Raw genomic sequence first — 22,568 nt, forward strand, 5'->3', positions numbered from 1 at the left:
ATGTCGAGCATTAATATGAACGTATGGCGAGGACGTCGGGACCCGAGACCCGGGAGAAACTGATCCGCGCGGCGGAGGAACTGTTCGCCGCACAGGGCGTCGACGGCGCACAGCTCCGGGACATCGTGGCGCTGGCCGGTCAGGCCAACCCCTCCGCGGTGCAGTACCACTTCGGCTCGCGGACCGGACTGCGCGACGCCGTCATGGCCGGCCGCCAGGCCCGTACGGAACAGGTGCTCGCCTCCCTCCTCGACGGCGCCGGCGACGACCCGCGGCAGCTGGTCGCCGCGCTCGTCACCGCCGAGGCCGGCGAGCTGCGCACCGACCGGGGCCGCCGCTGCCTGCGGATCTCGGCGCAGCTCAGCCACGAGAGCGGTGTCCGCACCCGCACCCCCCACCCCACGCTCGCCGGCACGGCGTACTGGCGGCTCATCGAGCGGATCGCCGACCGCCTGGCCGCCGACGGGCTCCCCGAGCCGCTGCTCCTGGAGCGCCTCGACCTGGCGCTGACCGTGGTCGGCGCGGCCATGGCGGACCGGGCCCGGCAGTACCTCGACGGCACCGAGCCCCTCACGGACGAGCCGCTCTTCCTGGCCGACCTCGTCGAGACGACCACCGCGCTGCTCCGGGCCGCACAGCCCCGGAGCGTCTGAACACCACCCCCGCAGACCCCCCGAAGGGACCCCTCATGAACGACCTCACCGGCAAGACCGTGCTCATCACCGGCGGCGCCCGCGGCCTGGGCGCCGAGGCCGCGAAGCTGGCCGTGGCCGCCGGAGCGAACGTCGTGATCACCGACGTGCTCGACGAGGACGGCAAGGCCACGGCGGAGGCGCTCGGCGAGCGGGCCCGTTTCCTCCACCACGACGTGACCTCCGAGGAGGAGTGGGCGGCGGCCGTCGCCTTCGCCGTGGCGGAGTTCGGCGGACTGCACGGCCTGGTGAACAACGCGGGCATCTCCACCGGCGCCCTCCTGGAGACCGAGTCCGTCGAGCACTTCCGCAAGGTCCTCGACATCAACCTGACCGGTGTCTTCATCGGCATGAAGGCCGCGATACCCGCGATGAAGGAGGCCGGCGGCGGCTCGATCGTCAACATCTCCTCGGCCGCCGGCCTGATGGGCCTCGCCCTGACCGCCGGATACGGCGCCTCCAAGTGGGGCGTGCGCGGCCTGACGAAGATCGGCGCGGTGGAGCTCGGCACGGCGCGGATCCGCGTCAACTCCGTCCACCCCGGCATGACCTACACCCCGATGACGGCGTCCGTCGGCATCGAGCGCGGCGAGGGCAAGTACCCGAACACGCCGATGGGCCGGGTCGGCGAGGCCGACGAGATCGCGGGCGCCGTCGTCTTCCTGCTCTCGGACGCCGCCTCGTACGTGACGGGCGCGGAGCTCGCCGTGGACGGCGGCTGGACGACCGGTCCGACCGTCAAGTACGTCATGGGTCAGTGATTTCATGGGCGCATGAGCGCCTCTGAAGAGATCCTCGACGTCGTCGACGAGAACGACGTGGTGATCGGGCAGGCCCCGCGCGGTGAGGTGTACGCGCGGGGCCTGATCCATCGCTGCGTCTTCGTCCGGGTCCGGGACGGCGAGGGCCGGGTCTTCGTCCACCGCAGGACGCCGACGAAGCTGGTCTTCCCCTCCCGGTACGACATGTTCGTCGGCGGGGTCGTCGGCGCGGGCGAGTCCTACGACGACGCCGCGCTGCGCGAGGCCGAGGAGGAGCTCGGGGTGTCCGGGCTGCCCCGGCCCGAACCGGTGCTGCGGTTCCTGTACGACTCCGGGGGCGTCGCCGGGAAGTGGTGGTCGGCGGTCTACGAGGTCCGCTGCGAGCTGCCGGTCAGCCCTCAGGTCGAGGAGGTCGCCTGGCACGGCTTCCTCACGGACGGGGAGCTGGAGGAGCGCCTCGGCACCTGGGAGTGGGTCCCGGACGGCCGCGCCGCGTACGAGCTGCTGCGCGCCGCGCGCCCGGCGGGGTGATCACCCGGCCGTTAGGGTGCACGGGTGAGCGATTTCGTGCAGAGCCTGCGGCTGTGGTTCGCGCCGCAGCGGATCCGGGACGAGGGCGAGACCCCCGACTACCGCTTCTCCCTGGCCAACGAGCGGACCTTCCTGGCCTGGATCCGGACCGCGCTCGCCCTGGTCGGCGGTGGTTTCGCCGTCGACCAGTTCCTGCCGGACCTGCGGTGGGGCGTGCGCGTCGGACTCGCGATGGCGCTGCTCGTCGGCGGCGTGCTGTGCGCCCTGCGCGCGGTGAACCACTGGGTGCGCTGCGAGCGGGCGATGCGGCGCGGCGAGGACCTGCCCGTGTCCCGCTTCCCCGCGGTGCTCAGCCTCGCCGTGGCCGTGGTGGCGCTCGCCATGGTGGTCCTCGTCGTCTTCGGCTGGGCCGGGCGGTGAACCCCGCCGCCGAGGCCCGGGACCCTGGACTCCAGCCGGAGCGGACCCGGCTCGCGTGGCGGCGTACGACCCTGTCGTGCACGGTGGTCGCGGTGCTCGCGGTGAAGCTGACCGTCAGCGACGAGATCACGGCGAAGGAGCTGACCGGGCTCGCGCTCTCCTCCCTGGTGTGGGTCGCGTTCCTGGCCGTGGCCCACCGCCGGATCCACGCCCTGGGAGCGGCCCGGCCGCAACCGCTCTCGCACCGGGGCGCGCTGCTCGCGGCGGCGTGCACGATCGCGCTCGCCGTCTTCGGGGCGGCGGTGATCTGGTGAGGCGGCCCGGGGCCGGCCCGGCCTACGGGACGGTCACCACGACCTTGCCGTTGAGGCCGCCGGCCGCGTTGGCGCGCTGGGCCTCGGCCGCCTGTTCCAGGGGGAACGACCTGGCCACCCGTACGGTGAGGACGCCCGCGTCGGCCAGGTCGGCGAGGTCCGCGAGGTCGGCGGCGTCGGGGCGGACCCAGAAGTAGCGCCCGCCCAGCGCGAGGACCTCTCCGTCCGCGATCGAGGCGAGGCGTCCGTGCGGGGAGAGGAGCCGGGCGGAGAGCTTCAGGAACGGGCCGCCGATCGTGTCGAGGACGGCGTCCACGCCCAGCGGGGCGAGGGCGCGGACCTGGTCGGCGAAGGTCTCCTCGTCGTAGCGGACGGGCTCGGCGCCGAGCTCCGCGACCCGCTCGAGACCGGCGTCCCTGGCCGCGCCGATGACCCGGCAGCCGAGGTGCCGGGCGATCTGCACGGCCATCGAGCCGACCCCGCCGGCCGCCGCGTGCACGAGGACGGTCTCTCCGGGGCGGACCGCGAGTGCCTGGGCCTTGAGCGCCTGGTACGCCGTGAGGCCGGCGAGCGGGAGGGCCGCGGCCTCCTCGAAGTCGAAGGTGCGGGGCTTGCGGGCGAGGGTGCGGACGGGGGCGGCGACGTACTCGGCGAAGGTGCCGCGGGAGAGGAAGTCCTCCCGCACGTACCCCATGACCTCGTCGCCCACGGCGAACTCGGGGACGGAGACGCCGAGCCGGACGACGACGCCGGACACGTCCCAGCCCGGCACCACCGGGAAGACCGCGTCCATCATGCCGTCGAGGTACCCGGCCTGGCACTTCCAGTCGACCGGGTTGACGGCGGCCGCCCGCACCTCGACCAGCACCGCGTCGGGGCCGATCTTGGGCTCGGGCAGCTCGCCGTACTCCAGGACCTCGGGGCCGCCGTACCGGCTGTAGCTGATCGCCTTCATGCTCCCGACCCTCGTCCCGTCCGGGCCCGCCCGCAAGCCGGGCGTGGCCGCCGGCGTCACGGAGACGCTGCGGCGGCAGGAGGGCTACGCGCTGGTGGAGCGGCGGGCGTTCGCGGAGACACCGCCCCGGGTCGAGTACGCGCTGACCCCGCTCGGGCGGTCCCTGCTCGGGCCGATCGAGGCGCTGGGCCGGTGGTCGGCGGAGTACGGGGACGCGTTCGCGGCGGTGCGGGGGTGGGAGGACGAGGAGGAAGCGGGGTGATCCGTTCCGGGTTTTCAGCGGCGGGCGGCGGCTGGCACTCTTCCTCTGTCCAGTCGGGCTCTCATCCGGGGGAATCCCTTTGTCTGCCACCGATCCCTATGTGGTCACGCTCGCTCCGCACGTGCACGCCTTCGTCCAGCCCGACGGCGGCTGGTGCCTGAACAACGCCGGGTTCATCGGCGACACGGACGAGTCGCTGCTCGTCGACACCGCCGCCACCGAGCGGCGGGCGCGGCTGCTGCGCGAGGCGGTGCTCGCCGAGGGGCTGCCGCTGCCGCGGACCATCGTCTCCACCCACCACCACGGCGACCACACCTACGGCAACGGCGTGTTCCAGCCGGAGGCGCGGATCGTCGGCCACGAGAACTGCCGCGCCGAGCAGCTCGCGGCCGGACACCAGCTCCATCTGCTGTGGCCCCGGACCGACTTCGGGCGAGTCGACATCCTGCCGCCCTCCCTCACGTACAGCGACCGGCTCACCCTGTACGTCGGCGGGATCGAGGTGCGGCTGCTCCACCCGGGGGCCGCGCACACGACGGGCGACTCGATCGTCCACCTGCCGGAGCAGGGCGTCGTCTTCACCGGCGACCTGGTCTTCCACGGCGGGACGCCGTTCCTTCCCATGGGCTCGCTCGCCGGCTCGCTGCGCGCGCTCGACCTGCTGCGCTCCCTGGACGCGCCCACGGTGGTGCCGGGGCACGGGCGGGTCACCGACCCCTCGGCGTACGACACCACGGAGCGGTACCTGCGCTGGGTGGGCGAACTGGCCGCCGAGGGGTACGCGAAGGGCGCGACGCCCCTGGAGACGGCGCGGGGGGCGGAGCTCGGCGAGTTCGCCGCGTGGCGGGAGAGCGAGCGGCTGGTGGCGAACCTGCACCGGGCGTACGCGGAACTGGAGGGGCTGCCGGAGGGGTCGCCGCTGGATCCGGTGGCGGTCTTCGGGGACATGGCGACGATGAACGGCGGGGTACCGGTGGCCTGCCACGCGTAGGGGCCGGGCCGGTCCCGAATCGACAGGCCAGGTGGGCCGCGAGAGGATGGAAGGGCTGAGGTCCCCCAGGGCCGCCACGGACGGGATTGGCAGCCGTACGAGGACGGGGCCGTGGACGGCCCCCTACCGGGCTCGCGTGGAAGAGACGCGGACGCCTGTTCATCGCTGTGCCCCTCCGTGCATTCAACCTCTCGGCCCGTGCCCGAGGGTGCGGGCCTGCCACTGGAGGGAAGAGAAGTGAACAGAAACATCCGCATGGCCGTGCTGGCTCCGCTGACGATCTCCTCGCTGCTGCTCGGGTCCGTGGCGCTCACCATGAGTTCGGCGCAGGCAGCGCCGTCGGCCACCTGCACGGTGACGGACAGCAAGACGGCCGGGAAGTTCGATGTCTCGGGCAAGGGCTGGAAGCCCGGGAAGACGGTCTTCCTCGAAGCCAACAACACCCACACCGCGTCCCTGAAGACGAATGCCAACGGCGAGTTCTCGAGCACGGACTTCTTCCCCGCGGGTGCCACGATCACGGCACTCCAGCCGGGCGTCCCCGAGGCGACCTGCGGCACGGCGAAGGAGACCGAACAGAAGGACGCCCAGGAGCAGTACCGGATGGGCTACCGGCAGGGTGTCGCCGACACGAAGGCGGACTGCAAGAAGGACGCGCCCAAGCAGGGCGTGGCCGCGCTGGACCCGAACTACGAGAAGGGCTACAACGCGGGGGCGGCGGCCGTCCTGGCGTCGGCGCTCTGCAAGAAGTAACACCCTGAGAAGGAGCACACCTTCGGAGGCCCAGGTCGGACCCGGTCCGGCCCGGGCCCGCCGTCTGCCCCCGACGGCGTCGTTCACCAGCGACTCGGGGTCCAGTCCGGATCCACCGCCCGCATCGCGGCCGCGTCGTCCCGGTCGCGGTACGTGCCGTCGTCCTCCCGCCAGCGGCGGTGCAGGACGGCCAGCGCCTCGCGGTCCAGGTCGACGCCCAGGCCGGGGGCGTCGGAGACGGTGAGGCGGCCCTCGCGGAAGACGGGGCGGGGGGTGACGACGTCCTCCGTCTGCCACGGGTAGTGGGTGTCGCAGGCGTGGTGGAGCCCCGGCAGGGTCGCGGCCACCTGGGTCATCGCGGCGAGGCTGATGCCCAGGTGGGTGTTGGAGTGCATGGACAGCCCGACGCCGTACGTCCGGCAGAGCGCGGCGAGTTCGCGGGTGCGCCGGAGTCCGCCCCAGTAGTGGTGGTCGCAGAGGACGATCCGTACGGCGTGCGCCGCGAAGGCCTCCGGGACCTCGCCGAAGGTGGTCACGCACATGTTGGTGGCGAGGGGGACGTCGGTGCGGGCGGCGATCTCGGCCATGGCGGCCGTGCCGCTCGCCGGGTCCTCCAGGTACTCCAGGACGTCCTTGAGCTCGCGGGCGACGGCGAGTGAGGTCTCCACGGACCAGGCGCCGTTGGGGTCGAGGCGGAGCGGCCGGCCGGGGAACTCCTCGGCGAGCGCCCGGATCGCGGCGATCTCCCGCTCGGGTGCGAACACGCCGCCCTTGAGCTTGAAGGAGCGGAAGCCGTACTCCCGGTCGAATCGGCGGGCCTGGGCGACGATGCCCGCCGGGTCGAGGGCCTCGCCCCAGCCGTCCGTGCCGGCCCGCTTGTGGAAGAGGTACGCGCTGTACTCGACCTCGTCGCGGACCTTGCCGCCGAGGAGGGCGTGGACGGGCAGGCCGAGGGTCTTGCCGAGCGCGTCGAGGCAGGCGGTCTCGAAGGCGGAGACGACGGAGAGGTACAGCTTCTCGGCGGTCCGGACGCCACGGAGGCCGCTCGCGTCGACGCCCGCGTCGCCCTCCGCGTCGTCGCCCGCGGCCGGGGCCGGCTCCGGCGTGCCGCCGGTGTCCGTCGCCAGGACGAAGAGACCGTTCACATCTGTGACCGAGCGGCCCGGGAGCGCCTCCGCCAGGGCGCGCGCGGCGCCCAGGTAGACCGTGTCCCCGTAGGTCTCGCCGAGGCCGCTCACCCCTCCCTTCGTGACCACCTCCACCACGAGTCGGGGGGTGAAGGGCTGGTGGACGCCCTGGGTGTTGAGGAGGGGCGGGTCGGAGATGAGGATCGGGGTCAGCCGGACTTCGTCGACGATCAGCTTCGCATCCATATGTGAACCCTATTCAGGAGTGCGATCCGCCACCAGAGGGCCGGACACGCTTTCACCCCCTCCCCCTGGACGACATACCGACTGGTCGGTCATCATGAACGCCGACCGAAGCCGATCCGGAGGTACGCCCCTATGAGTTCCGCCCCGCCGCCAGGCCTCGACCCCGAGCAGCTGCGCCGCTTCCTCGACCGCGAGCGGCCCGGCCTGGTGTCCGGCCCCCTCGAAGCCCGGTTGATCGAGGGCGGCCGGTCGAACCTCACGTACGTCGTGGGCGACGGCACCGGCCGCTGGGTGGTCCGCCGGCCCCCGCTCGGCCACGTCCTCGCCACCGCCCACGACATGCGGCGCGAGCACCGGGTCATCAGCGCCCTGGCCGGGACCGGCGTGCCCGTCCCCGGGACCGTGCTGCTCTGCGAGGACGAGTCCGTGCTCGGCGCGCCGTTCTACGTCATGGAGTTCGTCGACGGCACGCCGTACCGCTCGGCCCGCCAGCTCGCCCCGCTCGGCCCCGAGCGCACCCGCGCCGCCGTCCTCGGCCTGGTCGACACGCTGGTCGATCTGCACGCCGTCGACCCGGAGGCCGTCGGACTCGGCGACTTCGGGCGTCCCGAGGGCTTCCTCGACCGGCAGCTGCGCCGCTGGGGCAAGCAGCTCGACGCCTCGCGCGGCCGCGAACTGCCCGGGATCGAGGAGCTGCACGCGGCCCTCGGTCGCGCGCTGCCCGCCTCTCCCCCGCCCACCGTGATCCACGGCGACTACCGGCTCGACAACGTCCTGGTCGGCGAGGACGACCGGATCCGGGCCGTCCTCGACTGGGAGATGTCCACCCTGGGCGACCCGCTCACCGACCTCGGCCTGCTCGTCATGTACAGCACTCCGCTCGACCTGCCGAACTCCCCCATCTCCACGACCGCGACGGCCCCGGGGCACCCGAGCGCCGCCGAGCTGGTCGAGCGCTACGCGGCCCGCTCGGGCCGCGACACCTCCGCGCTCGCCTGGTACACGGCCTTCGCCTGGTTCAAGCTCGCCGTGATCCTGGAGGGCATCCACTACCGCTGGACCCTCGGGCAGACCGTCGGCGCCGGCTTCGACCGCATCGGCGAACTCGTCCCCTTCTTCATCGAGCACGGCCTGACCACCCTTCAGGAGGGCTGAACCACCATGGACTTCTCCTACGACGCCCGCACCGAGGAGCTGCGCGCGAAGCTCCTCGCCTTCATGGACGAGCACATCTACCCGGCCGAGGCCGTCGCCGAGGAGCAGCGCGCCCTGCTCGCCTCACCGTGGGACACCCCGCAGGTCGTGGAGGACCTCAAGGCCGAGGCCAGGCGGCAGGGGCTGTGGAACCTCTTCCTCCCGGACGCCGAGCACGGTGCCGGGCTGACCAACCTCCAGTACGCGCCGCTCGCCGAGATCACGGGCCGCAGCCCGCAGCTCGCCCCCACCGCCCTCAACTGCGCCGCTCCGGACACCGGGAACATGGAGCTGCTCGCCCAGTTCGGCGACGAGGCGCAGAAGAAGCAGTGGCTGGAGCCGCTCCTCGCGGGCGAGATCCGCTCGGCGTTCGCGATGACCGAGCCCGGGGTCGCCTCGTCCGACGCGACGAACATCGAGACCCTGATCCGGCGCGACGGCGACGAGTACGTCGTCGACGGACGCAAGTGGTACATCTCCGGGGCGATGAACCCCGACTGCAAGGTCTTCATCGTCATGGGCAAGACCGACCCGGACGGGCCGGACGTCCGCCGCCGGCAGTCGATGATCCTGGTGCCGCGCGACACCCCGGGCGTCGAGGTCCGGCGCGCGATGCGGGTGTACGGGTACGAGGACCACTACCACGGCGGCCACGCCGAGGTCGTCTTCGACGGGGTCCGGGTCCCGGCCGCGAACATCGTCGGCGAGGAGGGCGGCGGTTTCGCCATCGCGCAGGCCCGGCTCGGTCCCGGCCGCATCCACCACTGCATGCGGCTCATCGGCATGGCGGAGCGTGCGGTCGAGCTGACCTGCCGGCGCGTGCTCTCCCGTACGGCCTTCGGCAAGACGCTCGCCCAGCAGGGCGTCGTGCAGAACTGGATCGCCGACGCGCGGGTGACGATCGAGCAGCTGCGGCTCCTCGTGCTCAAGACGGCCTGGCTGATGGACACCGTCGGCAACCGGGGCGCGCACACGGAGATCCAGGCCATCAAGATCGCGACCCCGCGCGCGGTCGTCGACATCATCGACAAGGCCGTGCAGGCGTACGGGGCGGGCGGCGTCTCGCAGGACTTCCCGCTGGCCGAGCTGTGGGCGGCGGCGCGGACGCTGCGGCTGGCGGACGGCCCGGACGAGGTCCACCAGCGGTCGCTGGCCCGCCGGGAGCTGAAGAAGTACCTGTAGGCCGCCGGGGCCTGGCCGGACAGGCCCCGGGCCCCGCGAGCCCGGCACGATCCGAAAGACGGGCCCTAGGGGCGCAGGGCCCGCAGCAGCAGGTCGGCCAGGTGGCCCGCCACCTCTTCCGGGGTGAGCGGGCCGTCCGGGCGGTACCAGGTCGACAGGTGGTGCACCGAGCCGAAGTGGTAGTCGACCACGAGGTCGGCGGGGGTCGCGGACGAGAACACCCCGGTCCGCTGGCCCTCTTCGATCAGGGCGCGGAAGCGCTCGTGGTAGCGGCGCCGCTCGGAGCGGACCTGCTTGTGCTTCTCGGGGCTCAGGTGGTGCATGGAGCGGAAGAAGATGGCGGCGTCGTCGAGGTTCTCGATGGTGGTGACCACGACGTCGGCGGCGGCCTCGCGCAGCCGGTCCTCGACGGGGGCGTCGGCGTCCGCGAAGGCGTCGAGCCGCTCCTGCTGGAGCCGCAGGACGCGGGAGTAGACCTCCTGGAGGAGGTCCTCCTTGGAGCCGAAGTAGTGGTAGAGCGCGCCCTTGGTGACTCCGGCGGCCTCGACGATCTCCTGCACGGAGGTGCGGTCGTAGCCCCGCTCGGCGAAGAGCCGGGTGGCGGCGGCGAGGAGTCGCTGGGGGACGGGGGCGCCGCTCCCGTCCGTCGTCCTGGCCATGCTCCGCCACCTTCCTCGCTGATCGTTTTCGGTCACGGGAACGTGTTCCCGCCGTGAGATCTTCCCATCCGCCGGGGCCTACGGGTGACCGGTGCCCGTCTCCCAGGTCCGCTGGACGTGGTTCATGGTGCTCAGCCAGCGCTCGGGGTCGGTGGCGCGGTTGCGGTAGTAGCCGGCGACCTCGGGGTGGGGCAGGACCAGGAAGCGGTCGGCCGCGATGGCGTCGAGGAGCGCGTCGGCCACGTCCTCGGGCTCGATGGCCGTGGGGGCGAGGACGAGTTCCCCGGCGGATCCGGCGGCGGTCAGCATGTCCGTACGGACGCCCTGCGGGCAGATGGCGTGGACCTTGAGACCGCGGTGGCGGTAGGTGAGGGAGAGCCATTCGGCGAAGGCGTACGCGCCGTGCTTGGAGACGCTGTACGGCGCCGCGCCGATCATGGTGAGGAGTCCGGCGGCGGAGACGGTGGAGACGAACCGGCCGCTGCCGCGCTCCAGCCACTCGGGGAGCAGCGCGCGGGCCGCGCGGACGTGGGCCATGACGTTGACGTCCCAGGCGGCGGCCCAGACGTCCTCGTCGGCGAAGGCGTCGCCGGGCGAGGAGAGTCCGGCGTTGGCGCACCAGATGTCGACGGTGCCGCCGAGGGCCTCGCGGGCCTCGGCGACGACGGCGGAGGCGTCGCCGGGGACGGCGACCGCGCCGATCTCCTCGGCGACGGCCTTGGTGCGTCCGGGGTCGAGGTCGTTGACGACGACCCGGGCGCCCTCGGCGGCGAAGCGGCGGGCGAGGGCGGCGCCGATGCCGCCGCCCGCCCCGGTGACGACGACACCGGCGCCGTGGAGCTCGTTCGTGTCCGCGGTCATGGACCCACCTCTCGGCTGTGACGACGCGCCGCGGCGACGCGCCGCGAGGACCGGCACAGACTAACCGGTCGGTATGGAACGGCGGAAGACCCGTTCCGCACGCCTCGTTCCCCGGAGCGGTCAGGAGCGCTAGCGTGCGTGCCCATGTCACTGGCGAGGAGGTCCCGCATGAGCCTGTCGCGACGGAGTCTGCTGGCCGCGGGCGGCGCGCTGGGGGCGGCCGCGGCCACCGCCGGCCCCGCCTCCGCAGCCCCCGGGGGGCGCGGCGGCCACGGCCGCGTGCGGACCGGCTTCGAGCGGCTCGCGGCCGACGGGTACGCGCTCCTCGCGGGCGAACGGGTCGGCGTCGTCACCAACCCGACCGGCGTCACCCCGGACGCGCGCCACGTCGTGGACGTGATGCACGCCGACGAGCGGGTGGACCTGGTCGCCGTCTTCGGCCCCGAGCACGGCTTCCGGGGCACCGCCCAGGCGGGCGGCTCCGAGGGACGGTACGACGACCCCGCGACCGGGCTGCCGGTCTACGACACGTACCTGAAGAGCGGGCAGCCGCTGGCGGACGTCTTCACCGCCTCCGGGGTGGACACGGTCGTCTTCGACATCCAGGACGTCGGCGCCCGCTTCTACACGTACATCTGGACGCTGTACGACTGCATGGCGGCCGCCGCCCTCGCCGGGAAGCGGTTCGTGGTCCTGGACCGGCCGAACCCGGTGACCGGGCGCGCGGCGCTCGGCCCCGTCCTGGACCGGGCGTTCGCGACGTTCGTCGGGCGGGAGCCCATCGCGCAGGCGCACGGCATGACGGTCGCCGAGCTGGCCGGTCTGTTCGCCCGGGAGTTCCTGACGACGCCCGTCGCCCTGGAGGCCGTCCGCATGACGGGGTGGCGGCGGTCGGAGTTCTTCGACGCGACCGGCCTTCCGTGGGTGCCGCCCAGCCCGAACATGCCGACGCCCGACACCGCGCTCGTCTACTCCGGCACGTGTCTCTTCGAGGGCACCAACCTCTCCGAGGGACGGGGCACCACCCGGCCCTTCGAGCTCCTCGGCGCCGAGGGGATCGACCGGCGGTGGGCGGAGGCGGCGAACGCCCTCGGGCTGCCCGGGGTCCGGTTCCGCGAGGCGTACTTCGCCCCGACGTTCTCCAAGTTCCAGGGGAAGACGGTCGGCGGGGTGCAGCTGCACGTCCACGACCGGGAGGCCTTCGACCCCGTACGGGCCGGCATCGGGCTCCTGGTCACCGCCCGGAGCTCGTGGTCCGGCTTCGCCTGGCGGGCCGACCACTGGATCGACAAGCTGACCGGTTCGGCGCGGGTGCGCACCCTGATCGACGCGGGCGCGGGCGTCGAGGACGTCGTCGGGGCCTGGGAGACGGACCTGGCGGCGTTCCGGTCGGTGCGCGAGGAGTACCTCCTCTACCGGTGACGGGGGTTGTCCCCCGTACGGCACGGGGGTCGGCGGGATGTCCCCCGGGCGTCCCGCCGATCACGCTTGTCCCGTGAACCACTCCTTACGACGCCGCCGCCTTCCGCTCGTCGGACTCCTCCTCGCGGCCTGCCTGGGCTCCCTGGCACCCGCCGCGAGCGCCACCGCGAGCCCGCCCGCCCCCGATCCCGCGCGGGAACTCGCCCGCTCCGCGGCGCCCCTGACGGATCTGCGCCCGCTCGACCGGATGATCGGCTCGGCGGAGGTCGTCGGCATCGGCGAGGCCACCCACAGCTCGGCCGACTTCTTCACCGCGAAGCACCGGATCTTCGAACACCTCGTGGAGGAGCGGGGCTTCACCACCTTCGCCCTGGAGGCCCCCTGGTCCACCGGTCTCCTCGTCGACGCGTGGGTCCGCACCGGCCGGGGCGACATCCGGGCGATCATGCGCGACGAGTTCCAGGAGTCGTACCGCCTCTGGAACACCGAGGAGTACCTCGACCTCTTCCGGTGGATGCGCGGGTACAACCTGCTGCACCCCGATCGCCCGGTCCACTTCATGGGGAACGACCTCGGCTACGCCGGACGGAACGTCTTCGACGCCGTCACCTCGTACGTCTCCCGCGTCCACCCGGAACTGCTCCCCCGCTTCCGGGAGCTGTACCGGGACTCGCGGCCCACGGGCACGGTCGAGAACTGGATGAAGGAGTACATGGACCGCACGCGCGCCGAGCGGCAGCGGATGGCCGGGGACGTGAACCGCGCCCTCGCCCTCCTGGAGCGGCAGAGCCCCGGCAAGGGCCCCGGGGCGCGCGAGGCGCACCTGTGGGCGGTGCAGCACGCGCGCGCGATCGCCCAGGTCGGCACGGAGTACGCCCACGACCTGGCGACACCGGAGGGCGTCGCCGCGGCGATGCTCTACCGCGACCGGATCATGGCCGAGAACACCGTGTGGTGGCAGCGGACGACCGGCGACCGGATGGTGCTCTCCGCGCACAACGGGCACGTGGGGTACGAGTCGACGACGCCGGAGCAGTACCCGCGGACCCAGGGCGCGTTCCTGCGGGACGCCCTGGGCCGGGACTACGTGAGCGTGGGCGCCTCCTTCGGGCAGGGCTCCTTCAACGCGCACGACACCGGAGCTCCCGGCGAGCCGCTGCGGACCTTCACCGTGGCCCCGCTCGGCCCCGGCAGCAGCGCCGAGACCCTGGACCGGGTCGCGCCCGGGCCCTTCGCCCTCGACCTGCGGCATACGACCCCGGCGGCGCGCGACTGGCTGGCCGTGCGCAGGCCGACCCGGCACATCGGGACGGCCTACCCGTGGCCGGGTGACGTCGCGGCCGTGCGCTACTCCACCGCGTACGACCTGCTGATCCACTTCCCCCGGGTCTCGGCGGCGCGGCTGCGCTGACGGTCCGTCGGACGTCTGGACGGGCCCGTGCGCGGGCATGCTCGCCAAGGAGCCGCCGCCCGCGCACGGGGCGCACCCGGCGTCGCGGCCCCCTCGACGTGGAGGGACGGTCTGGCCGTGACCGGGATGAGTGTGGAGCCGTACCGGGAGATCACCTTCGACAAGGACGGCGACGGGCCGCCGGGACAGGCCTCGGAACTCGTCGCGCTCGCCCGGCGGGGCGTCCGCGACCTGGTGGTGTTCGCCCACGGGTGGAACAGCTCCCCGTCCGGCGCCACCCGCCTCTGCTCCGACTTCTTCGCGCCCTTCCCGGGGCTGCTCGCTCCGGGGGTCGAGGCGGGGTACGCGGGGCTGGTCTGGCCTTCGATGATGTTCACGGACGAGCCCGTCCCCGACTACCGGGCCCTCGTGACGGTCCTGCCGGAGAAGGAGCGGGTCATCGGGAGCCTCACGGATCTGCTGGACGCGGCGCCCGCGACGGAGGCGGCGTTCGACGAGTTCGGGGCGCTGCTGCGGGAGTTGACGGACGTGCGCGGGGAGTCCGTGGCCGCCGGGGAGCCGGTGCCGGAGTTCCTGGTCGCCGATCCGCTGGCCGTCTGCGCCCTGTTCACCGCGGCCGCGGAGGGCGTGGACGGTGTCCCGGCCCAGGCCTTCGGCGGAGGCCTGGGGAGGTACTGGAAGGGTGCCAGGGAGGCGCTGCGGCAGGCCACGTACTACCTGATGAAGAAGCGGGCCGGGCAGGTCGGCGAGCACGGGCTCGGGCCGCTGCTCGGCCAGGTGGCGCGCGCCGCGCCCGGACTCCGCGTCCACCTCGTGGGGCACAGCATGGGCGCCCGGCTCGTCGCGTACGCGCTGCGGGGGCTGCCCGCCGGGGCGCGTCCGGTCGCCTCGGTGACGCTCCTCCAGGGCGCCTTCTCGCACTACGCGTTCGCGGCGCGGCTGCCGCACGATCCCGGGCGCTCCGGTGCGCTGCGGGACCTGCAGAACCGGGTGCGCGGGCCGGTGGTGGCCTGCCACTCGCGGCACGACACGGCGCTCGGGGTGATGTATCCGCTGGCGTCCCGCCTGGCGAACGACTCCGACTCGCTGACCCGGGCCGCGGCGGAGCTCCTCGGCACGGACGATCCGCGCTGGGGCGCGATCGGGCACGACGGCGTGCAGGCGGTGCCGGGGGCGGCGCGGCTGAGCCTCGCGGAGGCCCTGCGCGCGGGTGTGCCGGCCTCGGGGTGTGTGAGCGTGGACACGGCCGAGGTGGTCCGCTCGCACAGCGACATCCGGCGGTCCGAACTGGCGGAGGTGGTGGTCGCGGCGGCCCGGACGGGCCGGTAGAACCCACCGGACGCGCTGGTTCCGGTGGGTGACGGGTGCCTCTTCCGCCCCGCTGATGCCTCCCATCGGAATTTCGATGGAACACCGCGGGGCGCTCGTTCGTCCCTCTGATATCGCGGAAGGACCAGCGGCGGAGGTGGCGAGGGATGGCCGGTTTCCGGAGTCTCGCGAGACAGGTGCGTGATCCGGCGTGCGACACGGCGCTGCGCAGGTACTCCCTGCGCAAGTGTCTGGAGAGGTTCGCGCCGTACGGGCACCGCGCGACCTGGGACCATCTGTGCCGGCGGCACAGATTCGGTCCCGAGGACCGGGAGCTCGACCCGGGGCGGCTCGTGGCCGCGCTCGACGAGTTGGAGGAGGCGCGGGCCGTGTGGCTCGCGTACGAGGAACGGTTCGCCGCCCGGCGGCGGCGCGAGAAGCACGAGGGCCTGCGCGGGCTCGGCGCGCTCGACGACTGGCACCGGCGCGTCTGGGGCGGGAACGGCGTGGTCCGCTGCGGCGACCCGGCGGTGCACCCCTCGGACCCGCTGCCGGAGGTGCTGCGGCGGCTGATCGGCGCCCTGGAGCGGGGCCCGGGCGAGGCGTGCCCGGTGTGCTCGGGGCCCCGGATCGAATGGGCCGGACCGGGCGACCCGTACGAGCCGTGGCTGGGCCCGGTGTGCGGGGACTGCGGGGTGGGCGTCCCGCGGGCGGTGCTGACCTCGGGGGCACTGGCCCGGGCCCGCGGGGACCGGCGACGGCCGCTGGCCTCGGCGGCGTGAGGAGCACGGCACCCGCCGCCGGCCCCGGTGGCGTGAGGGGCGCGTCGCCCCCGGTGCTCCAGGTCTGCCTCAACGGCGCGCGGGGTCCCGCGGACTCGGCGGCGGTCCCGATGTCGCCGGAGTCCCTGGCCCGGTCGGCGGCGCGTGCGGTGGCGGCGGGGGCCCGGGAGGTGCGGGTGCATCCCCGCACCCCGTGCGGCCGGACGTCGCTGTCGCCCCGGGTGCTCGGGCCGGTCCTGGCGGCGGTCCGCTCGGCCCTCGACACCCCGGTGCGGGTCACGACGGCGGCCTCGGCCGAGCCCGATCCGGACCGCCTCGTGGAGCGGATCCGCTCCTGGACGGACCTCCCCGACCTGGTGTCGGTCGACTGGCACGAGCCGGGCGCCGAGGAGGTGGCGGCCGCGCTCCTGGAGCGCGGGATCGGCGTCGAGGCCGCGCTGTGGTCCGGCACGGACGGCGCCGACCGCTTCGCGGGCTCGCCGTCGGCCGCCCGGGTGGAGCGGGTCCTCGCGAAGGCCGCGGGCCGAGGCGGCGATCCCGTGGCCACCGCCCGCGCGCTGCTCGCGTCCCTCGCCGTCCCGGCGGGGGTGCCGGTGCTGCTGCACGGCGAGGGGGACGGCGTCTGGCCGGTGCTGCGGCTGGCCCGCCGGCTGGGCGCCGGAGCCCGGATCGGCCTGGAGGACACGGTGTTCCTGCCGGACGGCACCCGGGCGCGCTCCAACGCCGAACTGGTCGCGGCGGCGCTGGCGGACTAGGGGGTGTTTCGAAAGTCCTGTGCGGTGCCCGCGGTGTCCGGTGCGTGCCCTCGGCGTGCCGGACGAAGGCCCTCGTAGCGGAGCTGCTCGGGTCTTTGGCCGGTGGGGCGAGGGGGCGTGCCGGGCGCCGCGGGTGCTGTGCGGGACTTCCGAAACACCCCCTGGGGGGTGCCAGGCGTCGCGGGCCAGGCGGGACTTTCCCGACACGGCCTCAGGCCGTGTCCTCGTCCGACGCGGGGCGTACCGGGAGGAGGCGGGAGCCCGCCATGCGTTCGCCGAAGCGGTCGTCGGGGTTGGACAGGACGCAGGTCTCCAGGGAGAGGCAGCCGCAGCCGATGCAGTCCGTCAGGTGGTCGCGGAGCCGGCCCAGCTGCTTGATGCGCTCGTCGAGTTCGGTGCGCCAGGCCCCGGAGAGCCGGGCCCAGTCCTCGTTCGTGGGCGTGCGCTCCTCGGGGAGCTGGGCGAGCGCCTCCCGGATGGTCGCCAGGGGGATCCCGACCCGCTGCGCGGCCCGGACGAAAGCGACCCGGCGGAGCGTGTCGCGGCCGTAGCGGCGCTGGTTGCCGCTGGTGCGGCGGCTGCTGATGAGCCCCTTCGCCTCGTAGAAGTGCAGGGCGGAGACGGCGGCCCCGCTGCGGGCGGAGAGCTGGCCGACGGTGAGTTCGTGGATCTTCTCTGGAATCTGCGGCACCCGGGGAACCCTACTGGTCCGTGGTCGGCGGCCGTTGACAGCGGCCCCCGCACCCCACATGCTGAGCAAGCGCTTAGATACCGACCATCAGGTATGCCGTACGAGAAGGGACGGGCGAACATGGCCGAGCCGAGGATCTTCACCTCCGCCGAGGAGCTGCGCGCGGGGGTCGGCGAGCAGCTGGGGCACAGCGACTGGGTGGAGATCGACCAGAAGCGGATCGACCTCTTCGCCGAGGCGACCGGGGACCACCAGTGGATCCACGTGGACCCGGAGCGCGCCGCCACCGGCCCCTTCGGCTCGACGATCGCGCACGGCTACCTCACGCTGTCGCTGCTGCCGCTGTTCGTCCCGCAGGTGCTGCGCGTCGAGGGCATGAAGATGGGCCTCAACTACGGGACGGAGAAGGTGCGCTTCCCCGCCCCGGTGCCGGTCGGCTCGCGGCTGCGCGCCACCGCCGTCCTGACGAAGGTCGAGGAGGCGGGCGGCGGCGTGCAGGTGACGGCGGCGGTGACCGTGGAGCGCGAGGGCTCCGAGAAGCCGGTCTGCGTGGCCGAGTCGGTCTCCCGCTACTACTTCTGAGCTCCGGCCATCCGCAGGACGAGGTCGGCGTAGAGCGCGCCGACCTCGTCGGCGGTCCGGCGGCCCTGCGTGTTGAACCAGCGCGAGACGTCGATGCACAGGGAGAGCACGGCGACGGTGGTGCCGGGCACGTCCGGCACCGCGAACTCGCCCGCCGCCACGCCCTCGTTGATGATGCGGCGGATCACCGCCTCGGACTCGCGGCGCAGCTCCACGATCTCGGCGCGGTGCTCGGCGCCCAGGGCGTCGAGCTCGTACTGGACGACGCGCGCGGTCGTGTGCCGCTCGGCGTGCCAGCGGACGAAGGAGCGCACGGCGTCGGCGAGGCGCTCGGCGGGGGTGCCGCCCCCGTCGGCGGCGGCCCGGAGGATCTCCAGGGCCCTGTCGTGACCGATGCGGCTGATCCGGTGGAGCAGCTCTTCCTTGGTCTTGTAGTGGATGTAGAGCGCGGCGGGGCTCATCCCGGCGCGGCCCGCGATGTCCCGGGTGGTGGTGGCGTGGTACCCGCGCTCGGCGAACGCCTCGACGGCGGCCACGAGCAGCCGCCGGGCCGCCTCGGGCGTGACCTCGCCCCAGGGCATGTCCTCGCCCACGGGCGTCTCCTCCGCCGCGCTCATCCCACACTCCTTCTCGGACCCCGTCAGGACGAACACCATACAACGAGGGTGAGCAAGCGCTTAGATCCCGCGGGTGCTCATCCGAGCTTCTGGAACGGGTCGTGCTCGGCGAGGAGCTTCTCCAGTCGGGCCTGGTCGACCCGGCTGACGATCTGGCCGGCCTCCTGTCGGTCGCGGACGACCTTGGCGAGCGTGAACGCGGAGGTCGTGAGGTAGAGGACCGAGACGGCGAGGAAGGCCCGCACCCAGGCGCTCGCGTCGAGCTGGTAGACGCCGATGCCCACGGCGGCGATCGCGATCCCGAAGGAGAGGACGGCCTGGGCGTAGTAGGCGGCGGTGTTCTGCTGCTTGACCGGTGTGTCGCTCATGCCGCACAGCATCGGACGGATGTGGCACGGGCCACATCCGTCCGCGTACTCAGCGAGGTACTCAGAAGGCCGAGACCCCGGTCAGCGCCCGGCCGATGATCAGCTTCTGGATCTGGCTGGTGCCCTCGTAGAGGGTCATCACGCGGGCGTCGCGCACCAGCTTCCCGACCGGGTACTCGTCGATGTAGCCGTAGCCGCCGAAGACCTGGAGGGCGTTGTTCGCGGCGCGGACGGCGGCCTCGGAGGCGTACAGCTTGGCCTGGGAGGCGGCGGTGGCGAAGTCCCGGCCGCGGTCGATCAGGTCGGCGACCCGCCAGGTGAGCAGCCGGGCGGCCTCCACGTCGACGGCGATGTCGCTGAGGAGCTCCTGGACCAGCTGGTACGAGGCGATGGGCTTGCCGAACTGCTCGCGCTCCCCCGCGTAGCGCACGGCGGCGTCGAGGGCGGCCTGGGCGATGCCGACGCAGCCGGCGGCGACCGACATCCGCCCCTTGGCGAGGGCGGACATGGCGACGGCGAAGCCCTTGCCCTCGGGGCCGAGCAGGGCGGCGGCGGGGACCCGGACGTCTTCCAGGACCAGTTCGGCGGTGGCCTGGCCGCGTAGGCCGAGCTTGCCGTGGACGGGGCGGCGGGTGAGGCCGGGGGTGTCGGCGGGGACGAGGAAGGCGGAGACGCCCTTGTGGCCGGGAGTGTCGTTCGTGCGGGCGAAGAGCAGCACCACGTCGGCCCAGGTGCCGTTGGTGATGAACATCTTGCTGCCGTTGACGACGTACGCGTCGCCGTCACGGACGGCGCGGGTGGCGAGGTTCCCGGCGTCGGAGCCGGTGCCGGGCTCGGTGAGGCCGAAGCAGCCGAGCGCCTCGCCGGAGGTGAGCCGGGGCAGCCACTCCCGCTTCTGCTCCTCGGTGCCCCAGGAGGCGATCGTCTTGGCGACCAGGCCGAGCGAGACGGACACGATGCCGCGCACGGAGGAGTCACCGCGGCCGAGCTCCTCGGTGACGAGGCAGTACGCGAGGTGGTCGCCGCCCGAACCGCCGTACTCCTCCGGGATCGTGAGTCCGAGGAAGCCGACGGCGCCGAGCTTCTTCACGATGCCGCGGTCCACCTCCTCGGCGCGGTCCCACGCGACGGCGTGCGGGGTGACCTCACGTGCGACGAAGTCCTCGGCGAGCCGCCGTACGGCCTCCTGCTCCTCGCTCAGTTCCAGATTCATGCGGTGCCACCCCACTCGGCCATTTAATTACCACTGCTAGTTTTATCTTCGCGGGCCTACTATGTGCGCCATGGCCCGACCGCGCAAGCCCCTGCTCAGCCGAGAACGCATCGTCGAGACGGCGGGCGCGCTCGTGGACGCGGAGGGCCTCGCGGCGCTGTCCACCCGGCGGCTCGCGGCCGAACTCGGGGTGAGCGGGCCCTCGCTCTACAACCACTTCCGCACCAAGGACGAGATCCTCGACGCGATCGCGGACGCGGTGAGCGCGAAGATCGACCTGTCGATGTTCGCCGCGGACGACGGACGGGACTGGCGGACCGCGCTCCACGACTGGGCGGTCTCCTACCGGGCCGCCCTCGCGGACCACCCGCACATCGTCCCCGTGCTCGCCCAGGGCCCCGGCCGCCGCCCGGCCGGCCTGCGGGTCGCCGACGCGGTCTTCGGCGCCATGGTGCGCGCGGGCTGGCCCCCGGCGCAGGCCACCTCCATCGGCGCGCTGATGCGGTACTTCGTCACCGGCTCCGCCCTCGGCTCCTTCGCCCGCGGCTTCGTCGACGACGAGACGGCCTACGACCCGGCCGACTACCCCCACCTCGGCCAGGCCCACCTCCTCGCGGAGCGCCGCCAGAAGGTCGACGAGGGCGCCTTCGAGACGGGTCTGCGGGCGCTGCTCGACGGTCTGCGCCTCCAGTACGAGGCGATCCCCGCCCGCCCCGGCGCGGCGCACGGTTCGGCCTCCGCCGAAGCGTGAGTGCGCCAGGCTTGACCCATGGCAGCCAGTGACCTCGCCGCGCTCGCGGCGCTCTTCGCGGACGAGAGCCGCGCCGCGTTCCTCCTCGCCCTGCTCGACGGGCGGGCCTGGACCGCCGGGGAGCTCGCCCGGCACGCCGGGGTGGCCCCCTCCACCGCCAGCGAGCACCTCGGGAAACTGGTCGCGGGCGGGGTGCTCGCGGAGGAGCGGCAGGGCCGGCACCGGTACGTCCGCCTGGCCGATCCCGGCATCGCGCACCTCGTCGAGGACCTGGCCGCCCGGGCCGAGCCCGCGGTGCCCCCGGCGCCGCGCTCGCTGCGGGCGGCGAGCGCCGGGCGGGCGATGGCGCGCGGCCGGACCTGCTACGACCACCTCGCGGGACGGCTCGGCATCACGATCACCGATGCCCTGACGGAGCGCGGACTGCTGCGCCAGGACACCGGGTTCGCGCTCACGGACCGGGGCCTGGCCTGGTTCGACGCACAGGGCATCGCCCTCGAACGGAAGGGGCGGCGGCCCGTCGCGCGCGGCTGCCTCGACTGGACCGAGCGCCGCCCCCACCTCGCGGGGATCGCCGGTGCCGCGCTGTGCCGGCACGCGCTGGACGCCGGCTGGTGCGTACGGATCGGGTCCGAGCGGGCGGTGAAGGTGACGCCCGAGGGCGAGACCGCCCTGCGGACGTACCTGGGCATCACGGCGGACGCACTGCGCTGAGCGCCCCGATATTGCGGTGAGCGCCGAAGCGTCCACGCCCTACCGTCGGACCATGCAGAAGCAACCCTCCCGGCTCGCGCTGGGCGCCGCCGCCGTCACCGTCGTCCTGTGGGCCTCCGCCTTCGTCTCCATCCGCAGCGCCGGGGCGGCCTACTCTCCCGGCGCGCTCGCGCTCGGCCGGCTGCTCGCCGGGTCGCTGGTCCTCGGGGCCGTGCTCCTGGTGCGGCGGGAGGGGCTGCCGCCGCGGGCCGCCTGGCCGGGGATCACGGTCTCGGGCCTGCTCTGGTTCGGGGTGTACATGGTCGTCCTGAACTGGGGCGAGCAGGAGGTGGACGCGGGCACGGCGGCGATGGTCGTGAACATCGGACCGATCCTGATCGCGCTGCTCGGCGCCCGGTTCCTCAAGGAGTCGCTGCCGCCCCGGCTGCTGGCCGGCATGGCGGTCTCCTTCGCGGGCGCGGTGACCGTCGGCCTGTCGATGTCCGGCGGCGGGGGCGGCCACGCCTCGGTGCTCGGGGTGCTCCTCTGTCTGCTCGCGGCGATCGCGTACGCGGGCGGGGTCGTCGCCCAGAAGCCGGCGCTCGCGCACGGCAGCGCGCTCCAGGTGACGACCTTCGGGTGCCTGGTGGGGGCGGCGGCCTGTCTGCCCTTCGCCGGACAGCTGGTCGAGGAAGCCGGGCGGGCTCCGCTGCCGGCGACCCTGAACATGGTCTACCTGGGGGTGTTCCCGACCGCGCTCGCCTTCACGACCTGGGCCTACGCCCTGGCCCGTACGACCGCGGGGCGGATGGGCGCGACGACCTACGCCGTGCCCGCCCTGGTGGTGCTCCTCGCGTGGGGGTTCCTGGGCGAGCTGCCGGGTGCGCTCACCCTCGCCGGGGGTGCGCTGTGCCTCGCGGGCGTGGCCGTATCCCGCTCCCGGGCACGGGCCTCCGTGGCCGCCGGAACGGCTGAATCCACCTGACAGGCCATACCCCTTGTTCCGGTCAGTTCACGGGCGGCCCGC

The 22,568-nt window shown here is 73.7% G+C and carries 27 protein-coding genes; 19 read left to right on the forward strand and 8 right to left on the reverse strand.

Features of this window, described 5'->3' with window-relative positions; genetic code table 11:
- The first annotated feature begins 23 nt into the window (after positions 1-23).
- The 5 genes from ABTY59_RS21475 to ABTY59_RS21495 are packed head-to-tail and all read left to right on the forward strand — an operon-like array spanning position 24 to position 2,718.
- Positions 24-653 carry a TetR/AcrR family transcriptional regulator gene (locus tag ABTY59_RS21475; protein ID WP_352020596.1) on the forward strand — a complete coding sequence of 210 codons (630 nt, stop codon included), beginning with the start codon at positions 24-26 and terminating at the stop codon, positions 651-653.
- A gap of 35 nt (positions 654-688) precedes the next feature.
- Positions 689-1,453, forward strand: a complete 765-nt coding sequence (locus tag ABTY59_RS21480) for a glucose 1-dehydrogenase (RefSeq protein ID WP_352020597.1) — start codon at positions 689-691, stop codon at positions 1,451-1,453.
- Between the two features lie 12 nt (positions 1,454-1,465).
- Entirely contained in the window at positions 1,466-1,984 is a 519-nt protein-coding gene (locus ABTY59_RS21485) for an NUDIX hydrolase (protein ID WP_352020598.1), read from the forward strand.
- A 24-nt stretch (positions 1,985-2,008) separates the two neighbouring features.
- On the forward strand, positions 2,009-2,404 hold the full coding sequence (locus ABTY59_RS21490; RefSeq protein WP_352020599.1) for a YidH family protein: 396 nt from the start codon (positions 2,009-2,011) through the stop codon (positions 2,402-2,404).
- Positions 2,401-2,718, forward strand: a complete 318-nt coding sequence (locus tag ABTY59_RS21495; RefSeq protein ID WP_352020600.1) for a DUF202 domain-containing protein — start codon at positions 2,401-2,403, stop codon at positions 2,716-2,718. Before ABTY59_RS21490 ends, ABTY59_RS21495 begins: the two co-directional genes overlap by 4 nt.
- A 22-nt stretch (positions 2,719-2,740) precedes the next feature.
- Here the strand turns inward: ABTY59_RS21495 and ABTY59_RS21500 are convergent, their stop codons facing one another.
- The gene (locus ABTY59_RS21500) at positions 2,741-3,673 is read right to left on the reverse strand and encodes an NADP-dependent oxidoreductase (RefSeq protein WP_352020601.1); all 933 of its coding nucleotides are present in this window, start codon (positions 3,671-3,673) and stop codon (positions 2,741-2,743) included.
- Between ABTY59_RS21500 and ABTY59_RS21505 the strand changes: the two genes are divergently transcribed.
- From ABTY59_RS21505 to ABTY59_RS21515, 3 genes are all read left to right on the forward strand, one after another.
- The gene (locus ABTY59_RS21505) at positions 3,672-3,935 is read left to right on the forward strand and encodes a winged helix-turn-helix transcriptional regulator (RefSeq protein ID WP_502995403.1); all 264 of its coding nucleotides are present in this window, start codon (positions 3,672-3,674) and stop codon (positions 3,933-3,935) included. The two genes, ABTY59_RS21500 and ABTY59_RS21505, sit on opposite strands and share 2 nt — an antisense overlap.
- Before the next feature lie 79 nt (positions 3,936-4,014).
- Positions 4,015-4,926 carry an MBL fold metallo-hydrolase gene (locus ABTY59_RS21510; RefSeq protein WP_352020602.1) on the forward strand — a complete coding sequence of 304 codons (912 nt, stop codon included), beginning with the start codon at positions 4,015-4,017 and terminating at the stop codon, positions 4,924-4,926.
- 237 nt (positions 4,927-5,163) lie between these two features.
- Positions 5,164-5,679, forward strand: coding sequence for a hypothetical protein (locus ABTY59_RS21515; RefSeq protein ID WP_352020603.1), 516 nt, complete (start codon positions 5,164-5,166; stop codon positions 5,677-5,679).
- A gap of 83 nt (positions 5,680-5,762) precedes the next feature.
- Here the strand turns inward: ABTY59_RS21515 and ABTY59_RS21520 are convergent, their stop codons facing one another.
- On the reverse strand, positions 5,763-7,052 hold the full coding sequence (locus tag ABTY59_RS21520; protein WP_352020604.1) for an enolase C-terminal domain-like protein: 1,290 nt from the start codon (positions 7,050-7,052) through the stop codon (positions 5,763-5,765).
- Positions 7,053-7,184: 132 nt separating this feature from the next.
- On the opposite strand from ABTY59_RS21520, the gene ABTY59_RS21525 reads away from it, so the two are divergent.
- A complete protein-coding gene (locus ABTY59_RS21525; RefSeq protein WP_352020605.1) occupies positions 7,185-8,207 on the forward strand; it encodes a phosphotransferase in 1,023 nt (340 codons plus the stop codon).
- A 6-nt stretch (positions 8,208-8,213) separates the two neighbouring features.
- Positions 8,214-9,428: an acyl-CoA dehydrogenase family protein gene (locus tag ABTY59_RS21530; RefSeq protein WP_352020606.1), complete on the forward strand. Its 1,215-nt coding sequence runs from the start codon at positions 8,214-8,216 to the stop codon at positions 9,426-9,428.
- Positions 9,429-9,493: 65 nt separating this feature from the next.
- Here ABTY59_RS21530 and ABTY59_RS21535 read toward each other — a convergent pair whose 3' ends face one another.
- Both ABTY59_RS21535 and ABTY59_RS21540 read right to left on the reverse strand, forming a co-directional pair.
- Positions 9,494-10,087, reverse strand: coding sequence for a TetR/AcrR family transcriptional regulator (locus tag ABTY59_RS21535; protein WP_352020607.1), 594 nt, complete (start codon positions 10,085-10,087; stop codon positions 9,494-9,496).
- 78 nt (positions 10,088-10,165) lie between these two features.
- A complete protein-coding gene (locus ABTY59_RS21540; protein ID WP_352020608.1) occupies positions 10,166-10,948 on the reverse strand; it encodes an SDR family oxidoreductase in 783 nt (260 codons plus the stop codon).
- A 168-nt stretch (positions 10,949-11,116) separates the two neighbouring features.
- Between ABTY59_RS21540 and ABTY59_RS21545 the strand changes: the two genes are divergently transcribed.
- The 5 genes from ABTY59_RS21545 (at position 11,117) to ABTY59_RS21565 (ending at position 16,626) form a co-directional block, all read left to right on the forward strand.
- Positions 11,117-12,370: an exo-beta-N-acetylmuramidase NamZ family protein gene (locus tag ABTY59_RS21545; protein ID WP_352020609.1), complete on the forward strand. Its 1,254-nt coding sequence runs from the start codon at positions 11,117-11,119 to the stop codon at positions 12,368-12,370.
- A 37-nt stretch (positions 12,371-12,407) separates the two neighbouring features.
- Positions 12,408-13,781 (forward strand): erythromycin esterase family protein, encoded by a 1,374-nt coding sequence (locus tag ABTY59_RS21550; protein ID WP_502995404.1) that lies wholly within the window; start codon positions 12,408-12,410, stop codon positions 13,779-13,781.
- Positions 13,782-13,907: 126 nt separating this feature from the next.
- Positions 13,908-15,110 carry a lipase family protein gene (locus tag ABTY59_RS21555; RefSeq protein ID WP_352020732.1) on the forward strand — a complete coding sequence of 401 codons (1,203 nt, stop codon included), beginning with the start codon at positions 13,908-13,910 and terminating at the stop codon, positions 15,108-15,110.
- Between the two features lie 146 nt (positions 15,111-15,256).
- Positions 15,257-15,871, forward strand: coding sequence for a hypothetical protein (locus ABTY59_RS21560; RefSeq protein ID WP_352020611.1), 615 nt, complete (start codon positions 15,257-15,259; stop codon positions 15,869-15,871).
- Positions 15,872-15,924: 53 nt separating this feature from the next.
- A complete protein-coding gene (locus ABTY59_RS21565) occupies positions 15,925-16,626 on the forward strand; it encodes a 3-keto-5-aminohexanoate cleavage protein (protein WP_352020733.1) in 702 nt (233 codons plus the stop codon).
- 211 nt (positions 16,627-16,837) lie between these two features.
- On the opposite strand, the gene soxR is transcribed toward ABTY59_RS21565, so the two are convergent.
- Positions 16,838-17,317, reverse strand: a complete 480-nt coding sequence (gene soxR / locus ABTY59_RS21570) for a redox-sensitive transcriptional activator SoxR (RefSeq protein WP_352020612.1) — start codon at positions 17,315-17,317, stop codon at positions 16,838-16,840.
- Between the two features lie 120 nt (positions 17,318-17,437).
- Between soxR and ABTY59_RS21575 the strand changes: the two genes are divergently transcribed.
- Positions 17,438-17,899 carry a MaoC family dehydratase gene (locus ABTY59_RS21575; RefSeq protein ID WP_352020734.1) on the forward strand — a complete coding sequence of 154 codons (462 nt, stop codon included), beginning with the start codon at positions 17,438-17,440 and terminating at the stop codon, positions 17,897-17,899.
- Here ABTY59_RS21575 and ABTY59_RS21580 read toward each other — a convergent pair.
- The 3 genes from ABTY59_RS21580 to ABTY59_RS21590 form a co-directional block, all read right to left on the reverse strand.
- Positions 17,890-18,516 carry a TetR/AcrR family transcriptional regulator gene (locus ABTY59_RS21580; protein WP_352020613.1) on the reverse strand — a complete coding sequence of 209 codons (627 nt, stop codon included), beginning with the start codon at positions 18,514-18,516 and terminating at the stop codon, positions 17,890-17,892. The two genes, ABTY59_RS21575 and ABTY59_RS21580, sit on opposite strands and share 10 nt — an antisense overlap.
- 77 nt (positions 18,517-18,593) lie before the next feature.
- Positions 18,594-18,884, reverse strand: a complete 291-nt coding sequence (locus tag ABTY59_RS21585) for a YiaA/YiaB family inner membrane protein (RefSeq protein WP_352020614.1) — start codon at positions 18,882-18,884, stop codon at positions 18,594-18,596.
- Between the two features lie 61 nt (positions 18,885-18,945).
- Entirely contained in the window at positions 18,946-20,097 is a 1,152-nt protein-coding gene (locus ABTY59_RS21590) for an acyl-CoA dehydrogenase family protein (RefSeq protein WP_352020615.1), read from the reverse strand.
- A gap of 61 nt (positions 20,098-20,158) precedes the next feature.
- Here ABTY59_RS21590 and ABTY59_RS21595 point away from each other — a divergent pair, with 61 nt between their 5' ends.
- Genes ABTY59_RS21595 through ABTY59_RS21605 form a run of 3 tightly spaced genes read left to right on the forward strand, consistent with a single transcriptional unit; the run spans position 20,159 to position 22,526 of the window.
- On the forward strand, positions 20,159-20,848 hold the full coding sequence (locus tag ABTY59_RS21595; protein ID WP_352020616.1) for a TetR/AcrR family transcriptional regulator: 690 nt from the start codon (positions 20,159-20,161) through the stop codon (positions 20,846-20,848).
- Between the two features lie 18 nt (positions 20,849-20,866).
- Positions 20,867-21,562, forward strand: coding sequence for an ArsR/SmtB family transcription factor (locus ABTY59_RS21600; RefSeq protein ID WP_352020617.1), 696 nt, complete (start codon positions 20,867-20,869; stop codon positions 21,560-21,562).
- Positions 21,563-21,614: 52 nt separating this feature from the next.
- Positions 21,615-22,526, forward strand: a complete 912-nt coding sequence (locus tag ABTY59_RS21605; protein WP_352020618.1) for a DMT family transporter — start codon at positions 21,615-21,617, stop codon at positions 22,524-22,526.
- Positions 22,527-22,568 lie beyond the last annotated feature (42 nt).

It is taken from the genome of Streptomyces sp. NPDC096079 (assembly GCF_040303145.1).
Taxonomy (GTDB): Bacteria; Actinomycetota; Actinomycetes; order Streptomycetales; family Streptomycetaceae; genus Streptomyces.